We start from the raw sequence: 16,314 nt of genomic DNA, 5'->3' as shown, positions 1-16,314 counted from the left end.
ATTCTACAATAGTGGGCGAAAATACCATTTTCTTATAATATATAAAACAAAAAAGTGATAGGATTTAACCTTCCTGAGGACGTATCTCAATAAGTTCTATTTTTGTATTGGAAGTCTCCAGTATATGTAAGTGTAAGTTATCTATGATTATGGTCTCTCCTTCTTCTGGAATCTCTTCGGTATGACTCACAACAAGACCTCCTAAAGTTTCATAGTTTTCACTCTCAGGAAGGTTTAACTTATAAGTTTCATTTAAGTAATCTACCTCCAAACGAGCAGATAAGTGATAATATCCATCATCAGTAACTTCTTCTTTTAAATCTATAGAATCATGTTCGTCTTCAATTTCTCCAAAAAGCTCTTCAATAATATCTTCTACTGTCATCATACCGCTAGTACCTCCATACTCATCTATAACAACCGCAAGACTTTTTCTTTTTTTGGTAAGTACGTTAAGGACATCTTTTGCTAACATGGTTTCAGGCACATATACTACTGGCATTAAAACACTACTAATTGTCTTAGGTTTTTTAAATAATGCAAAAGAATGTACATAACCTACAATATCATCTATTGTATCTTTATACACTAATATTTTAGAAAGTCCAGACTCTATAAAGAGAGAAGTAAGATTTGTAGGACTGGTATTCTCTTCTACTGCGATAATTTCTGTGCGTGGAATCATTACTTCTCGAGATTTTACTTCTGAGAATTCTAATGCATTCTGAAAAATTTGAATCTCCGTATCTATTTGTTCATGTTCAGATACTGATTCCATCTGTTCTGAAATATAATTTCCTAGCTCTACTTTAGAAAATGCAAGTTGCACTTCATCACCATCTGTTTTAAACACATGTTTTAGAACCATATCCGAAATCCAAATAACAAAGGAGCTTAAAAAACTAAATAGAACATAGAAGAAATAGGCAGGGATTGCAAAAAACTTCAATAGTTTATTAGCATATATCTGAAAGAATACTTTTGGCAAAAATTCTGCCGTAAGAAGAATTACAAGTGTTGAGATAATAGTCTGACTTAATAAACTAAATTCTGAAACAAAGGTGGAGAGCCATTGGAAGTTTTCGCCGAAAGGCATCATACCTTCTAACCAATGCTGCAATACATCTCCCATGTAATATCCATATACCACTAAGGCAATATTATTACCTAAAAGCATTGTAGCTATAAACTTTGAGGGTTTTTTGGTAAGACGGGTAAGAATTTTAGAAAGGAAATCGTTTTGCTTTTTTTCTAGCTCGATATGGATTTTATTTGCTGATATATAAGCAATTTCCATACCTGAGAAAAAAGCAGAAAGAATGAGCGAGACACAAATTACCGCTATACTACCCTCTAATGATTCCATTTAAGGTTGGTTCCTTTTTTCAAATTTCTTTCTAAAATGTCTTCTAAAGAAAAACATTCCGACACTAATTATTGTAAAAAACAGGAATAGATAAGCACTATTTCTATCTTCATTCCATTTTGAAAAGGTTTCATACCCTGCTAATACTGCTATAATAGCATATATCCATTCTGTGAATTTTGCGTAACGCATCATTGTTCTTCGGTGGTTTCTTTTACGTACTGTTTACTTACGTTGTTTAAAGATACAAAATTTGTAAAGTCTTTATTAGAATCAAATAAATCGCCATCATTACGAGATCCATCTGCTGTAGTAAGCGTATAAGGTTGATCTGTAAATATCCAGTTATTAGACTGATCCCAGTATAATTGTTGTGCATTTAATGTTACAGAATCACTTGTAAACAAGGTTACATCTTCACGCAAGTCTATAAGATTAGTATTTTTATATTGTATCGCATATTTTGATGTAATAATGCTTTCCTTGCCTTCATCATCTATAAAAGTAACTTCTACTCCTTCTGGAAACTCATTATATGGAAAGGAAGCATTACTGAAATCCTTCAATAATGGTGTTTTGAGATGTGCTGTTACCTTACCGGAATCTGTATATTTAAGATTAATACCTGTTCCTTCTGCAATAGCGGCATCAGATTTAATTCGCATTTTACGAATCTCTTCTCCTTTACCTTTACAACTAAAACACAAAGTCACAGCAAAAGCTGTGACTAAGTATAATATATATGTTTTTGTTCTAATCATTATAGATTAGGAACTCTTACGCTAGATCCAATCCAACATCCTATAGAGACTGTTTTACCGCCCATATTTGCGTTAAAGATCATTGATTTATCTGGAGCTTTCCCTCTATATGAAGCCGCTGTTCCATTTGCAGTTTTAGCTAATGAAGGACTTACACGACCTGCACGCTCTGCTGTATTTGCAGCTAACCAGTACACAGCTCTTTTGTTGAATACAGAATCTCCACAGTTATTTGCACTTGCAGCATACATGCCAGCTATTTTCAAGTAACATCTACCCATAGATGGATCTTCAGCTAATGCTTTGTTATAAAGACCTCTTGCTTTCCCATAACTTCCAGACTTTCTTGCTTTCTCAGCAAGTCTGTAGTACGATTTTGCTTTTTCTTTAGGATCTGTTTCAAGATCAATTGCTTGTTGGAAATAATTCTGAGCTCCTGCATTGTCACCTTTCTTATCAGCTAAGATTCCTAAATATTGTGCTGACTTTGCAGATGGCTCAAGGTTATGTAATTGTGTTACTAATTTCTGAAATAAATCAGAATCTGTACAATCTTTACCTGCAAGACGTCCTGCAGCTTTACGAATCCAACCGATATCATTTTTGTTTTCTTCGTATCCTTTATTATATAATGGGATTAAGTTTTCACAATTCCCTAAAATACCCATTTCAGCGTCAGTACCTCCTGCAAACGTACCAAATGCTTTAAGGTTTGTTTCATACCCTTTCTTTCTTCTCCCTTCTTTAGCCGTTAATGCTGTACCAGACTCTTCTTTATCTAATAACTTCTGTAGCTTACCATCAAGTTTGGTTGCTTCTTTATTAAGTTTTTCTTGTGTTTCATCATACAGATCAAATACATCTTGTAATGGTAATTGATTTGCTTTATGTAAACTCACAGCTAACTTAAAACGCGTATAGATACTTTTTGCACTATTGATAGACTCTACATCTTTTGCAAATGCTTTGTTAAATGCATCATATTGAGATTTCTCTGTTCCTATTTTGTTATCAAAAAGAATCTGTGCTTGGTTTGCTGCATTTTTTCCAGCTGGGGTTTTTGCAGGGAAATACTGTTCTCTTTGCTTTAAAAAGGCGATAAGATCTTGTGCAACAGCTGTTTTTTCTGCTCCAGTAGCTTTTTTAAGGTCTGCTTTTAACAAACGCTCTCCATATTGATATAGAGCTAACGACCAGTTAGGGCAATCTTTTCTCAGTTTTTCAAATGATGGTCTCGCCGCTTCATAGTTTTTAACTTTGGCAGCTTCTACAAAAATCGAACCTGTAGTAATACACTCCTCGCTTATTTGTTGAGCATTTACATTTGCAGTCCCGGTCATCATCAATACGATCGCTGCAAAAAGTGTAGTTAATTTAGTTTTCATAATCTAGTTTTTGTACTATTAATTAAATTTACTTTGGATAAACCAAATATCATTGAGAGATAAACTAATCCCTGCGTTAAAGAAGTTTTCTTGAACTAATCCTGAATTTGTTGTCCCACGCTGTCCGAACTCAAAAGTAAAATTAATATTATTTAAACTTCGCCCAGCTGGTAATCCAACTCCAAAAGATATGCCAAACTCATTTATATCTTCATTATCTATGACAATACCGCTCTCTTCATATCTAAACCCTGCTCTGTAAGTGATTCGCTCAAAGTAACTTGAAACAGAATTGAATTTAGGAATATAAAACCCTCCTAATCTAAATTGAGCTGCATCTTCAAAGCGTACATTATCTAAAGTAAACCCTCTATTTGTAAATGTACTATTCTTTTGAGTTGTATATTCAGCTCCAAAAAACCATTTATTAGGTTCTCCTAATCCCGCTCCCAATGTAACGGAAGAAGGAAAATCAAAGTTAGTATCTCCTACGGGAACTTCAACGATATCTAAATCCTGTAATAACCCTAAGTTATTAAATATAACTGAAGACACTTGTCGTTGATTTTCAGATTCTACTTCTGTAGCAGGAACATACTTTACAGATGTTCTTAATTCAAGCTTCTCTGTAAGCATACGATCATATTGTGCAGCTAATTCAAAAGTAAACCCTAATATATCTGATCGATTACGTTCACGAGTACCTAATTCTGCTCCTTCTATAGTACGTAATGTTTCATTTTGGATGTTTCCAAAATTATAATTAGCACTTCCTCCTACATATAATCCTTTCGTGATCTCATATCCAGCAGATAAAAATACGCGATTTACACCACCTCTACCAGAAAAAGTATTTATACTCTCTTCATCACTATCGCTTAAATCATATCCTACGGACGTAAATGGAACTAAACCAAAGCTAACGCCTGCTTTTTTAGATACAGGAAAACTTAATGCTAAATAATCTACTGTACTTACGGAAGTATTATTCTCATTAGCTCCATCTTTTAATGTTACTTCTGTATGACTTCCTCCTACTGTAAATGTCACAAATCGCAATCGACCTAGTTGCGCAGGGTTTAATAAATTAAGGTGTAAACTATCACTATACACACTCATACCACCCATGGCACGGTTTTCATACGTTCCTCTAAATTGTTGTGTTCCTATACCATAAAAGGAATAAGGAGATGCAGTTCCACCCTCCTGTCCAAAGGCCTTTCCAGCCATCACAAGCATTACTGCAATAATTATTTTTTTAATCATTCGTTCGTCTTAATATATAATTTAAGCCCTCCATCAAAAAATTAGAGTGCGCAAAGATGCTATTTTTTAATCGTTTTGACAAGGTTTCTGTATCTCCACCAGTTAAAATAACGGTATCAACCCCAAAATCACGTTTATATTGGTCTATTATTCCATCAATTTCTTTAACGACACCCATCATTACTCCAGAATGAATAGCCATTTCTGTACTATCACCAACAATCTGTTCTGGCATATGGGTTTCTAATAAAGGAAGGTTTGCCGTAAGAGTATGTAATGCATTATATCGCAATCGAATCCCAGGAGATATTGCACCACCTTTATAATGACCTTCGGCATTTATATAATCATATGTAATACAGGTTCCTGCGTCTATTATTAATCCATTTTTTCCTGAGTACGCTTTCGCGAAAGCGGACACAAGCGCTATTCTATCTACACCTAATGTTTGGGGTGTTCCATAATCATTCACAAAAGGAAGCGGTGTGTTATGAGACAGTAATATGGTAGGAAATCGAAGTTGTACAGATCTAGATTGCTCTTGTGACAAGCGTCCTACTGAAGATATAATAGCCCTCTTCACAGGATATGCTGCGACAAAATCACCTAAATTTTCTATAAACTGAGGTAAGGTTATCGCTTTTTTTGCGACCATTACATCATCATCAAAAATAGCGACTTTCACTCTCGTGTTTCCAACATCTATAATAAGTTGCATACGGTATAATATCTCGCCAAAAATACAAATTGAAAAGTACTACCTTGTTAACAGAATCGTAAAAGACTGTAAGGTTTTACAAATTAATAGGCTGTTAACATAAATTAAGGGTTATTAACAGACTTTTTATTTTATGTGATTTTCAAAATCATTTTTTAGTAAGTTTGTAAACATTAGTAGATAAGTTATACAATAACAAATAGCGTTATTATTTCATAAGAAGGAGGTGAAGAGGGACATTTGTCCTAATCATTAAACTCAAAAACCCCTTAAATTATGGAAAAAGTAATTCTAGCAATTGCATTTGCTCTTGCAGTTATTGTAGGTACCGCTACAAACTCATCCCCAAATGAAGTACAAATTGACAAAAAAGACTACCAAGTTCCACCAAACGGATAGGAAGAAACGTCTTATTATTGGAGGTGTAATAGCTTTTTTATTAGCTATTACACCTTTCTTGTTTTATTTATACAAATACGCCCCTACAGATTCAAAAATTTGGCAAACAACTTTATTCAATATAAATAGCGGAGAATTTACCCATGCACAAGGTTTTGTACATGCATTATTCACAAAAATCACTTTTGTTATTATCACATCTTTATGGTTTATTACCTCAAAAGACTGGTGGAGATGGGCTATTTTAATTCCTCTAATAATGTTTTTATTCCAGTTATTAGGGGTCATTAATTATCAAGTCAGTTATATAGACGAATTTGATTTTTGGTATTCTATACCTATTATTATACCCATTATTATTTTTTTGATATGGATAAGTCGTGAGTTAAATAAAATTATAGGTGATCTCGATCTCAAAGACGAAATAGAGGAAGAACTAGAAAAGTATAATAAGAATAGTTAGAATAAGCACTTATACTTGAATAGGCTTTTAACTTAATACTATAAGTTTAAAATAAATTAAAACAAAAAACCCGATCAAATTGATCGGGTTTTTCTGTGGTACCTCCAGGAATCGAACCAGGGACACACGGATTTTCAGTCCGTTGCTCTACCAACTGAGCTAAGGTACCTCGCTAATGCGGCTGCAAATATATAACCTTATTTAAATATGAACAACAACTTTTTTAGAAAAATTACACATCTTTTTATTTTTATTATTTCAAACACATAAAATCAACCCATTAGCACATAAAATTGTTAAATAAAACCATTTATTTAAATTTGATTGTAAGTAATTGGACAAGATTACGATTAATTATACTTTAGCCTACCACAATCAAACATATATGGCAGATCAATATTACGACCCAAAAGATCTCAGAAAATTTGGAAAGATCACAGAATGGAGCGAAGAATTAGGAACAAAATTCTTTGACTATTACGGTAAAGTTTTTGAAGAAGGAGCGCTCACAGCTCGCGAAAAATCTCTTATCGCTCTTGCGGTAGCACATACAGAACAATGTCCTTATTGCATAGACGCCTACTCTAAAGATGGCTTACAAAAAGGAATTACCAAAGAAGAAATGATGGAAGCTGTACACGTAGGTGCTGCTATAAAAAGTGGTGCTACATTAGTACACGGCGTGATGATGATGAATAAAGTAACTAAATTAGACGGATAGTATTGTAATTTCGCCAAAACTATACAAAGAAAAAGATATCCGCCTGCGCGGACACTAAATATGGGAGCAACAAAGTCACTTAAAAAGAGCGAAAACGAACTGGCAGACGCAAATCGTCAGTTAGAAATACTCTCTAATGGTATTTTCAAAAATGGAGAATTACCCACATTTGCAAAGAAAATAAAAGAAACAAATCAGTTTCCTCTACGTCCACGCACATTAGAAATCTTACAAATCAATGTAGGATATATGTGTAATCAAGTATGCGACCATTGCCACGTAGATGCAGGTCCTGACCGTAAAGAAATTATGACTTGGGAAACCATGGAGCAATGTCTTGAGGTTATACGCAATACAGGCGCACATACCCTTGACCTTACAGGAGGAGCTCCTGAAATGAATCCTCATTTTAGACGTTTTGTAGAGGAAGCTAGTAAAGCGGGAATTAAAGATTTTATCGTACGTAGTAATCTTACGATTATAAGAGCTAATAAAAAGTATTACGATTTACCAGAATTTTTCAAAAAACACAATGTACACGTCATCTCTTCTATGCCGCATTGGACAAAAGGAAAGACTGACAAACAACGTGGAGATGGTGTTTTTGACAAATCTATTAAAGCCCTTCAAGAGTTAAACGCTGTAGGCTATGGAATGCCTGATAGCGATTTACGCCTAGATCTTGTATATAATCCATCTGGTGCCTTTTTACCAGGAGATCAAGCGAGCATGGAAAAAGATTTTAAGAAGGCATTAATGGAAGATTTCGGAATTCAATTCCATAACCTTTTCGCCATTACCAATCTTCCTATCGCTAGATTCTTAGATTATCTGATCGCATCAGAAAACTATGAAGATTATATGTATCAACTAGTTGAAGCTTATAACCCAATGGCTGTTGCTAATGTGATGTGTACCAATACAATTTCTATAAGTTGGGATGGATGGCTTTATGATTGTGACTTTAACCAGATGTTGGGCCTTAAAGTCAACTCAAAAATTAAACATATCTCTGAGTATAATGAAGAAGTTCTAAATAATCGCGATATTGTCATCTCACAACATTGCTACGGATGCACTGCAGGTGCTGGTAGTAGTTGTCAAGGAACTGTAGCTTAATTACTGTAATGTCACAAAAAACTGCCATATTAATATTTGCACAATCTGCTCAAAAAGAAGCGGCAAACAAGCCGTTTAAAAACGCAGAGCACCTATTTACGCAGTTAAACAACCATACGATAGCTACTGTTAAAAAAAGTAAGCTTCCCTATTTCAGAGCCACTGAAGCAGATCAAGTAGGAACTACTTTTGGAGAACGTCTTACAAATGCGATACAATCTATTTACAATAAAGGGTATGACAATGTGATTACCATTGGAAATGACACACCTCATTTACAAACACATCATATTTTAAATGCTGCTCAAAAACTTGAAAATCACAAATTTGTTTTAGGCCCATCCAAAGATGGAGGCTTTTACCTAATAGGACTACACAAATCACGATTTAATGCTGTACAATTTTTACAATTGCCATGGCAAACAAATTCGCTTTCTGAAAAATTACTGAGCGTATATTCAGAAAACAACGATGCCATTTTACTTCATTCCTTAACCGATATTGATACCGCATTTGATATTGAAACCGTACTTAAAAAAGAGCTAAAACTAGCTAATAGCAAACTCAAACAAGTACTACAATCTATTATCACAACGGCAACTACTCGTATTGAAGACACTCAAAACTTCATACCTTCTTTTATTCTTAACTGCATATTCAATAAAGGATCTCCTCTACTTCGTTCTTACTAATTTATGCTAGACATAGTATAAAATTCGTTCTAAAAGGATGTAAAATCACTACAACATATGACAATGTTGTAATTCAACAAGAAGTATTTAGATCAAACATGAAATTAATCGTTATCATTTTATTTTTAATATCAGTTCCTACATGGGCACAAGAGCCTATGGATGTGGTATTAAATACCTATAATGACAAAACGGTACCCTATATTTCTGTAGAAGATCTACATCAAAACAAAAATGAGTATCTCATTTTAGACACACGCAAAAAGGAAGAGTTTACAGTGAGTCATATTCCTACTGCCATATGGAGTAGTGAGAAGTTGGATTCATACGCTTTCGCGAAAGCGTACCCAGACAAATCACAGCCTATTGTAGTATACTGCTCTATAGGAGTTCGTTCTGAAAATTTTGGCGAGAGCCTTCAAAAATTAGGCTATACAAAAGTTTACAACCTATACGGAAGTATCTTTGCCTGGAAAGACAAAGGATATATGGTGGTGAATCAAAAAAAGAACCCAACAGACAGCGTACATGTGTATAGTAAAGAATGGGGGAAATATTTACAAACCGGTATTAAAATATATAAATAGTGAGCACAGAAAACAAAAATAACCTCCTTCTTATATTCACTCGAAATCCTGAGTTGGGTAAAGTAAAAACACGTCTAGCAAAGGGCGTTGGACAAGAGAACGCGTTGACTATATATAAAGAACTATTGCAACATACCCATGATGTTGTCATACAAAATGACTGCACAAAAAGAGTAGGTTATTCTGTAAAAGTTAGAGAACAAGATCTCTGGGAAGAATCCTTTTTTGAAAAATTTCAACAACAAGGAGATGATCTTGGACAACGTATGGAGCATGCATTTACTGAAGGGTTTTCAGACAATTATAAAAAAATAGTGATTATAGGAAGTGATCTCTATGATTTACAACCCCATCACTTAAAAGAAGCCTTTGATGCCTTAACAACACATGACACAGTAATTGGCCCTGCAAAAGACGGCGGCTATTATTTATTAGGAATGAGATTTCTTATTACTGATGTATTCAAAAACAAAGAATGGGGAGGTGATACTGTACTTGAAAATACATTGAAAGATCTTTCATCTTATACGATACACACACTAGAAGAACTAAACGACATAGACTTTGCGGAAGACCTAACACCCTACCCAGAGTTTGCTAATTATATTAATCAATTAAAACTACAAACATGAAAAAAATTACAATTACTCTTATCGCACTTATTTTAATCTCATCTATAACTCAAGCGCAATGCTTTAGAGAAGGAGCTCTTGCCGCAGTAGATGATCCTGTTGATTATCCAGTAGAAGGAACTGCTTTTTTGAGATTTGAAACAGATGGAACTAAACAAGTAATCTTTGCAGATGATTTTGCTACCGTACAAGGTATAGAATTACGTGTGTTTTTAACAACAACTGAACGCCTTGATCAAGGAGGAACAGAAATAGAAGTAACTACAGAGCCATTACAAGATGATAATGGAGGTCAAGATATGAATGACCCTATTACAGGGATGAAAGTATTTGATGTGCCAGACAGTGTAAATCTTAGTGATTTCTCTTATATCATCATACAATGCGTTCAAGCCGATGTATTATGGGGTAGAGCAACTTTAGGAGAAAACCAAGGAGCAGATTGCGCAACACTTGCTATTGAAGATAGAGCTTTTGACGCTGTAAATATTACACCAAATCCTATGAAAGATCAATTCTCAATAGCTGGACTAACCACACAAAATAATGATATTACTATTTATGATGTAGTAGGAAAGCAAGTGCATAACCAACAAAATATTACAAACCAAACGATATATGTTCCTACATTAAAAGCTGGCATCTATATCATGACCATTTCATCAGGAGATCAAAAAACAACAAGAAAACTGATTGTTCAGTAATTAATTATTATGATAAAAATCATTCAAGAAACTACAGAATACCTTCAAAACAAAGGGTTTGACAATCCAGAAATTGGAATTATTCTAGGCACAGGATTAGGACAGCTACTAAATAGTGTAAACATTATTAAAGAAGTAAGTTATAATCATATACCTCATTTCCCAACAGCCACTGTTGAGTTTCACACTGGAAAATTAATTTATGGAACACTAGAAGATAAGAAAGTTATTGTGATGCAAGGACGTTTTCATTTATATGAGGGATATTCTCTTACAGATGTAACGTTTCCTGTACGTATTATGCATGCACTTGGTATTAAAAAATTATTAGTTTCTAATGCCGCTGGAGCCGTAAATCTAAATTTCAAGAAAGGAGAATTAATGCTTATTGATGATCATATCAATTTGCAGGGAGGATCTCCACTTGCGTTTAAAGGGGTTGAAAAACTAGGAGAACGATTTACAGATATGAGTGCTCCTTATGATGTCACGATGAATGCTGCTCTAGAAAAAATAGCTACCGCAAATGGAATCCATTTGCATAAAGGTGTATATGCATCTGTTGTAGGACCACAATTAGAAACAAGAGCAGAGTATCGATATCTTAAAATTATTGGTGCAGATGCTGTAGGAATGAGCACCGTACCAGAAATCATTGTTGCAAACCATCTAAGTCTTCCTGTAAGTGCAGTATCTGTATTAACAGACGAGTGTGATCCCGATAATTTAGAACCTGTAGATATTCCAGAAATCATTGCGATGGCTGGAAAGGCAGAACCAGATATGATCAAATTATTCACCGAATTAATAAAAACGATATAAAATAGAATTTCATACGACTAAGGAGTTCAGTTATACAAAACCCCATACTATTTTATAATAAAACAGACAGAAATATGAGTTATTTAGATGCTACAGTAGATGTATATAAAGAAGCAGCATTAACGCCAGACGTAGGACTATGTTGTACTACCAACCCTATTTGGGAGCTACCAGGATTAAAGATCCCTAAAATCATGCAAGAAATGAATTACGGATGTGGCAGTACTGTAAATGCTAGAGATCTTACCAATGAACCGAAAATGCTATATGTAGGTGTTGGAGGCGGCATGGAGCTTTTGCAGTTTGCTTATTTTAACAGAAATAAAGGAGGCGTTGTAGGTGTAGATGTAGTAGATGAAATGCTTGAAGCATCCCGTAAAAACTTTGTAGAAGCAGAAGAATTAAATCCTTGGTTTAAAAGTGAATTTGTAGACCTCAAAAAAGGAGATGCTCTTAATCTACCTGTTGATGATAATACGATTGATGTTGCCGCTCAAAATTGCCTCTTTAACATCTTTAAGGCAGAAGATTTAAAAAGAGCCATAGAAGAGATGTACCGCGTTTTAAAACCACATGGACGTCTTGTGATGAGTGACCCTACCTGTGAGCAACCTATGAATGAAGAGTTACGTAATGATGATAGATTACGTGCACTTTGCTTAAGTGGAAGTCTTCCTATAGCTGAATATGTAAAAGCACTTACAGATGTAGGCTTTGGAACTATTGAAATTAGAGCGCGTAAACCATATCGTATCCTTAATCCAGGAGCGTATCCTACAGATGAGCTTATCTATATAGAATCTATAGAAATTGCAGCCATTAAAGATCCAATGCCAGAAGATGGTCCTTGTATCTTTACAGGAAAAGCAGCTATTTATTATGGGGATGAAGATTATTTTGATGATAAAAAAGGACACATTCTTTTAAAGAACCAGCCATTAGCTGTTTGCGATAAAACGGCACAGGCTATTGCAGATTTAGGACGTGATGATATTTTTATTAGTGAATCTACTTTCCATTATGATGGTGGCGGATGTTGCTAATGCCATATAAATAATTTTAAAAAGAGGGTAGTATACGTATATACTCCCTCTTTTTACGTTATATAATAAAGACACAACACACACTCTAACGAGTAAAAAGTATAAAAATAATAGTTGATTCTGTAAAGTATGGCGTAAATTTTGGACTACTAGAATGAAAATAGAATAAGTCCAGAAAGGAAGTATTGGTATAACATACCCCATAAATCAAATAAAATGAAATATTATTTAATAGCATTAGCACTTACAGCTGGTATATTAACTGCCTGTGGTGGAAGCAAAAAAATTGCATCTGCAGAGCAGGTAAATAAAACGACGACTGTTGAGAAGAAAGTAGTCGAAAATGAAGTGAAAACAGAAAATAAAACAGTTATAGAACGGGAAGCACCTGAAGTAGAAAAGGATATGATGGACGCTCCTAAAGAAGAACCAAAAAAAGAAATACCAGTCATTCCAACTACCGATAGTAAGACTAATGAAAAGGAAATGACTGATGTGCCTGTTCCTGCAAAAAAACCATTAGAAGCATTTGATCACACAAGTTATGATGATTTAGTTGCAACCTATGTTTCTAAAGAAGGAAATGTAGATTACGATGGTTTTAAAAGAAACTGGAGTACCTTAAGAAGTTACATAAAAGCTTTAGGTGAAAATATGCCTACAGACACCTGGACTAAAGAAGATAAACTTGCCTACTGGATGAATGCCTATAATGCAATGACGGTAGATCTTATACTTCGTAATTATCCATTAGCTAGCATTAAAGATATTAAAGATCCATGGGGACAACGTTTTTGGAAATTAGGCGAAAAATATTATAATCTTAATGAGATTGAGCATAAGATTTTACGTAAAATGGGAGATGCTCGTATTCACTTTGGAATCAACTGTGCTTCTTTTTCGTGTCCTCCATTATTAAATGAAGCATTCACTGCTCAAAAAGTAGACAAACAACTAGACACGTTAGCAAGACGTTTTGTGAATGATAAAAAACGTAATACTATTACAGCAAACAGTATTGAAATCTCAGAAATTTTTAATTGGTTTGCAAAAGATTTTAAAACCAACGGATCCGTTATAGATTTTTTAAATACGTATTCTGAAACTCCAATTAATGCAAAAGCAAAAAAGAGATTCAAAGATTATAATTGGTCACTTAATAAATAAACATATTTGGGAACTCCCAAAATTTCAATAATAATACCTACGCTCAATGAAGCCGAGAATATTTCTCGGCTTTTGAAGCATCTAGTTACGAGTAAAGATGCAAAAACGTCTATAGAAATTATTATTGTAGACGGGGGTAGTGAAGACAACACACTAGCTATCATTCAAAATCATAGTACCCAAGATAACGTAAATAACATTCATGTAATCACCGCTCCTAAAGGCAGAGCAAAACAAATGAATGCGGGTGCTTCTATTGCAAAAGGAGCCATTCTTTATTTTTTACATGCTGATAGTTTCCCACCAAAAGGATATGATCAAAACATTATAAGTGAAGTGTCAAAAGGCAATCATGCAGGATGTTTCAGAATGTGTTTTGATAGTAACCACTGGTGGTTACGACTCGCTAGCTGGCTTACTCAATTTTCTTGGAGAGCTTGTCGAGGTGGTGATCAGAGTCAGTTTATCACAAAAGATTTATTTGAAGAACTAGGCAGGTATGATGAGCGTTTTATTATCTATGAAGACAATGACCTCATCAATAAGTTATATGCGCGCAAAGAATTTGTTGTGATTAATAAAAAAATAACCACCTCATCTAGACGCTATAAAAAAAATGGTATTTGGAAACTACAATATCATTTTTGGGCCATTTATGTAAAAAAATGGTTAGGCGCTTCAGCCGAAGAACTACACGAGTACTATAAAAAGAAAATTGTTTCTTAACGACACTTCTTTATCTTAGAGGAGTGAAATCTATAGACTATATTCTTATTGTCTTATTATCTGTAGGCGCTTTTCAAGGGATTGTATACGGTTGTATTTTATCTCAAAAGAAGGGTATGCATTTTTATGCCAATAGATTTCTAGCTGCTATTCTTTTATTTTTTTCCTATCGATTACTTGTAGAAACCAGTAAGATATTTGGCTATGGACGTTATGATTTTTGGTATCAAGTACTCTTAGAATACAATTGGATCTATGGTACATTGCTCTTTTTCTTTGTGAAGAGTTATGCCAACCCTGATTTTCGCTTAAAGAAAAAAGACTACATTCATTTCCTTCCTGTAGTCATTGAGATTATTTGGAGTTTCTTTATAAAATCACAGAATTTCTATTGGGATGGCACCAGAGAGAGTCTTTCATGGCTTGGGTATTATGGATATATGGCGTGGATGCTCTACCCTACCATGTATGTTATTTCCAGTGCGCTCCTTATATACTACACCAGCAGATCTCAACAACTACTTTCTCATCTTCCTGAACTCACCAATTATGAACGCATAGAAGGAAAATTAGATTGGATTCGACGGGTAGTTATTGTCATAAAAATATTTGCCATTATTTATATCATAATCATTCTCATAGATTACTTTTTCTTCAACTTTGCTAGCAATTTATTTTATGGACACCCTGTCTTTATAGGCATGGCAATTATTACGTATTGGTTAGGAATAGAAGGGTTTTCTAGACGGAAAGATTCGGCATTAAAACCGATCCAACAGTTATCTTCGAAGGAACAAAAACAACTAGAAGAAATTGCTGCATCTATACAAAAAGTAATGTCTGAAAAAGCTTTATTTAAAGATCCGGAATTAACGTTGAGTACGCTTTCGCGAAAGCTAAACCAGAAACCATACCTCGTGACCAAATCTTTGAATAACATCTTACAAAAAAAATTTACAGATTACATCAACGAACTTCGAATAGAAGAGGTAAAACGAGCACTCCAAAACCCTAAAAGTAAAAATTACACCTTGCTTTCTATAGCTTATGATGCAGGTTTTAATTCAAAAGCTTCATTTAATAGAGCTGTAAAGAAAATCACAGGAAAATCACCAAGTCACCTAAAATCAAATACTTAAATGGCTCAATTTTCAAATTGACACCTATAAAAAGTGTCATTCCCAGAATTGAGACGACCAGCATCCTTTGATACAGCATCTTTGTGCTAACTAATAAAAAGTACAAAAGATGAAAACATATCTCACTATCTGTTTATTACTTGCAACATTCACAATGTGCGGACAAAGAGATTGGACAGGACCCACAGGTAACGAATCGTTACCTAAAAAATTAAAAGACATTCGAAACGCAATAGAGGTCGCTAATTTCCCTAAAGAAAATGACCCTATACAAATAGATGATCGTTATTATTGGAAGCATGCTACTTCTATTTTATGCAAAGAGAGCGCAATTACCATAACAGAGTATGGTGCGTATTTATTTTATGACGGGAAATGGAATCTTAGAAAATCCTATCCACTTAAAGAACTTGATAAAACCTTCGGCACCAAAAAACAACAACTTAAACAAGGAGAACCCTATACTTGGACTGACAATTGGCGTACAGACAGCAACCTATATGCAGGCTGGGCCATGTGGTATTTTATAGGTAAAACCGCAACTGGAGAAACTGTTTGCGGATACGGAACCCTACACACTACAGATAACCTTTTAAACCATTAA

Annotated in this window: 20 protein-coding genes and 1 tRNA gene; 14 read left to right on the top strand and 7 right to left on the bottom strand. The window is 34.4% G+C overall.

The window, feature by feature from the left end:
• Positions 1-64 precede the first annotated feature (64 nt).
• The 6 genes from Q1A60_RS14095 to Q1A60_RS14070 are packed head-to-tail and all read right to left on the bottom strand — an operon-like array spanning position 65 to position 5,496.
• On the bottom strand, positions 65-1,366 hold the full coding sequence (locus Q1A60_RS14095) for a hemolysin family protein (protein ID WP_299767059.1): 1,302 nt from the start codon (positions 1,364-1,366) through the stop codon (positions 65-67).
• On the bottom strand, positions 1,367-1,561 hold the full coding sequence (locus Q1A60_RS14090) for a hypothetical protein (RefSeq protein WP_299767058.1): 195 nt from the start codon (positions 1,559-1,561) through the stop codon (positions 1,367-1,369).
• Positions 1,558-2,127: an LPS export ABC transporter periplasmic protein LptC gene (gene lptC / locus Q1A60_RS14085; RefSeq protein ID WP_299767057.1), complete on the bottom strand. Its 570-nt coding sequence runs from the start codon at positions 2,125-2,127 to the stop codon at positions 1,558-1,560. The genes Q1A60_RS14090 and lptC overlap by 4 nt, the downstream gene beginning before the upstream one ends.
• On the bottom strand, positions 2,127-3,512 hold the full coding sequence (locus Q1A60_RS14080) for a hypothetical protein (RefSeq protein WP_299767056.1): 1,386 nt from the start codon (positions 3,510-3,512) through the stop codon (positions 2,127-2,129). Before Q1A60_RS14080 ends, lptC begins: the two co-directional genes overlap by 1 nt.
• An 18-nt stretch (positions 3,513-3,530) precedes the next feature.
• Positions 3,531-4,778 (bottom strand): hypothetical protein, encoded by a 1,248-nt coding sequence (locus tag Q1A60_RS14075; protein WP_299767055.1) that lies wholly within the window; start codon positions 4,776-4,778, stop codon positions 3,531-3,533.
• Entirely contained in the window at positions 4,771-5,496 is a 726-nt protein-coding gene (locus tag Q1A60_RS14070; RefSeq protein WP_299767054.1) for a type III pantothenate kinase, read from the bottom strand. Before Q1A60_RS14070 ends, Q1A60_RS14075 begins: the two co-directional genes overlap by 8 nt.
• Before the next feature lie 276 nt (positions 5,497-5,772).
• On the opposite strand from Q1A60_RS14070, the gene Q1A60_RS14065 reads away from it, so the two are divergent.
• Both Q1A60_RS14065 and Q1A60_RS14060 read left to right on the top strand, forming a co-directional pair.
• Positions 5,773-5,895: a hypothetical protein gene (locus Q1A60_RS14065; protein ID WP_299767053.1), complete on the top strand. Its 123-nt coding sequence runs from the start codon at positions 5,773-5,775 to the stop codon at positions 5,893-5,895.
• Complete coding sequence (locus tag Q1A60_RS14060; RefSeq protein WP_299767052.1) at positions 5,846-6,358, top strand: hypothetical protein; 513 nt, start codon at positions 5,846-5,848, stop codon at positions 6,356-6,358. Before Q1A60_RS14065 ends, Q1A60_RS14060 begins: the two co-directional genes overlap by 50 nt.
• Positions 6,359-6,454: 96 nt before the next feature.
• Here Q1A60_RS14060 and Q1A60_RS14055 read toward each other — a convergent pair.
• Positions 6,455-6,527: transfer RNA gene (locus Q1A60_RS14055), tRNA-Phe, on the bottom strand.
• Between the two features lie 216 nt (positions 6,528-6,743).
• Here Q1A60_RS14055 and Q1A60_RS14050 point away from each other — a divergent pair.
• The 12 genes from Q1A60_RS14050 to Q1A60_RS13995 all read left to right on the top strand — a co-directional run bounded on the left by Q1A60_RS14050 (position 6,744) and on the right by Q1A60_RS13995 (position 16,314).
• Positions 6,744-7,079 (top strand): arsenosugar biosynthesis-associated peroxidase-like protein, encoded by a 336-nt coding sequence (locus tag Q1A60_RS14050; protein ID WP_299767051.1) that lies wholly within the window; start codon positions 6,744-6,746, stop codon positions 7,077-7,079.
• A 60-nt stretch (positions 7,080-7,139) separates the two neighbouring features.
• On the top strand, positions 7,140-8,198 hold the full coding sequence (gene arsS / locus Q1A60_RS14045) for an arsenosugar biosynthesis radical SAM (seleno)protein ArsS (protein WP_299767050.1): 1,059 nt from the start codon (positions 7,140-7,142) through the stop codon (positions 8,196-8,198).
• An 8-nt stretch (positions 8,199-8,206) separates the two neighbouring features.
• Positions 8,207-8,890 (top strand): DUF2064 domain-containing protein, encoded by a 684-nt coding sequence (locus Q1A60_RS14040; RefSeq protein ID WP_299767049.1) that lies wholly within the window; start codon positions 8,207-8,209, stop codon positions 8,888-8,890.
• Between the two features lie 98 nt (positions 8,891-8,988).
• Positions 8,989-9,477, top strand: a complete 489-nt coding sequence (locus Q1A60_RS14035) for a rhodanese-like domain-containing protein (protein ID WP_299767048.1) — start codon at positions 8,989-8,991, stop codon at positions 9,475-9,477.
• Positions 9,477-10,109, top strand: a complete 633-nt coding sequence (locus Q1A60_RS14030; RefSeq protein WP_299767047.1) for a TIGR04282 family arsenosugar biosynthesis glycosyltransferase — start codon at positions 9,477-9,479, stop codon at positions 10,107-10,109. Before Q1A60_RS14035 ends, Q1A60_RS14030 begins: the two co-directional genes overlap by 1 nt.
• Positions 10,106-10,813, top strand: a complete 708-nt coding sequence (locus Q1A60_RS14025; RefSeq protein ID WP_299767046.1) for a T9SS type A sorting domain-containing protein — start codon at positions 10,106-10,108, stop codon at positions 10,811-10,813. Before Q1A60_RS14030 ends, Q1A60_RS14025 begins: the two co-directional genes overlap by 4 nt.
• Positions 10,814-10,822: 9 nt before the next feature.
• Complete coding sequence (locus Q1A60_RS14020; RefSeq protein WP_299767045.1) at positions 10,823-11,635, top strand: purine-nucleoside phosphorylase; 813 nt, start codon at positions 10,823-10,825, stop codon at positions 11,633-11,635.
• 74 nt (positions 11,636-11,709) lie between these two features.
• Entirely contained in the window at positions 11,710-12,678 is a 969-nt protein-coding gene (gene arsM, locus Q1A60_RS14015) for an arsenosugar biosynthesis arsenite methyltransferase ArsM (protein WP_299767044.1), read from the top strand.
• Between the two features lie 216 nt (positions 12,679-12,894).
• Positions 12,895-13,845, top strand: coding sequence for a DUF547 domain-containing protein (locus Q1A60_RS14010; protein WP_299767043.1), 951 nt, complete (start codon positions 12,895-12,897; stop codon positions 13,843-13,845).
• Positions 13,846-13,851: 6 nt separating this feature from the next.
• The gene (locus Q1A60_RS14005) at positions 13,852-14,571 is read left to right on the top strand and encodes a TIGR04283 family arsenosugar biosynthesis glycosyltransferase (RefSeq protein WP_299767042.1); all 720 of its coding nucleotides are present in this window, start codon (positions 13,852-13,854) and stop codon (positions 14,569-14,571) included.
• A 23-nt stretch (positions 14,572-14,594) separates the two neighbouring features.
• On the top strand, positions 14,595-15,710 hold the full coding sequence (locus Q1A60_RS14000) for a helix-turn-helix domain-containing protein (RefSeq protein WP_299767041.1): 1,116 nt from the start codon (positions 14,595-14,597) through the stop codon (positions 15,708-15,710).
• Between the two features lie 109 nt (positions 15,711-15,819).
• Positions 15,820-16,314, top strand: a complete 495-nt coding sequence (locus Q1A60_RS13995; protein WP_299767040.1) for a hypothetical protein — start codon at positions 15,820-15,822, stop codon at positions 16,312-16,314.

This window comes from uncultured Dokdonia sp., assembly GCF_947492535.1.
GTDB lineage: Bacteria > Bacteroidota > Bacteroidia > Flavobacteriales > Flavobacteriaceae > Dokdonia.
Note: the sequence above shows the minus strand (reverse complement) of the source record. Positions and strands in the feature narration are given on the sequence as shown.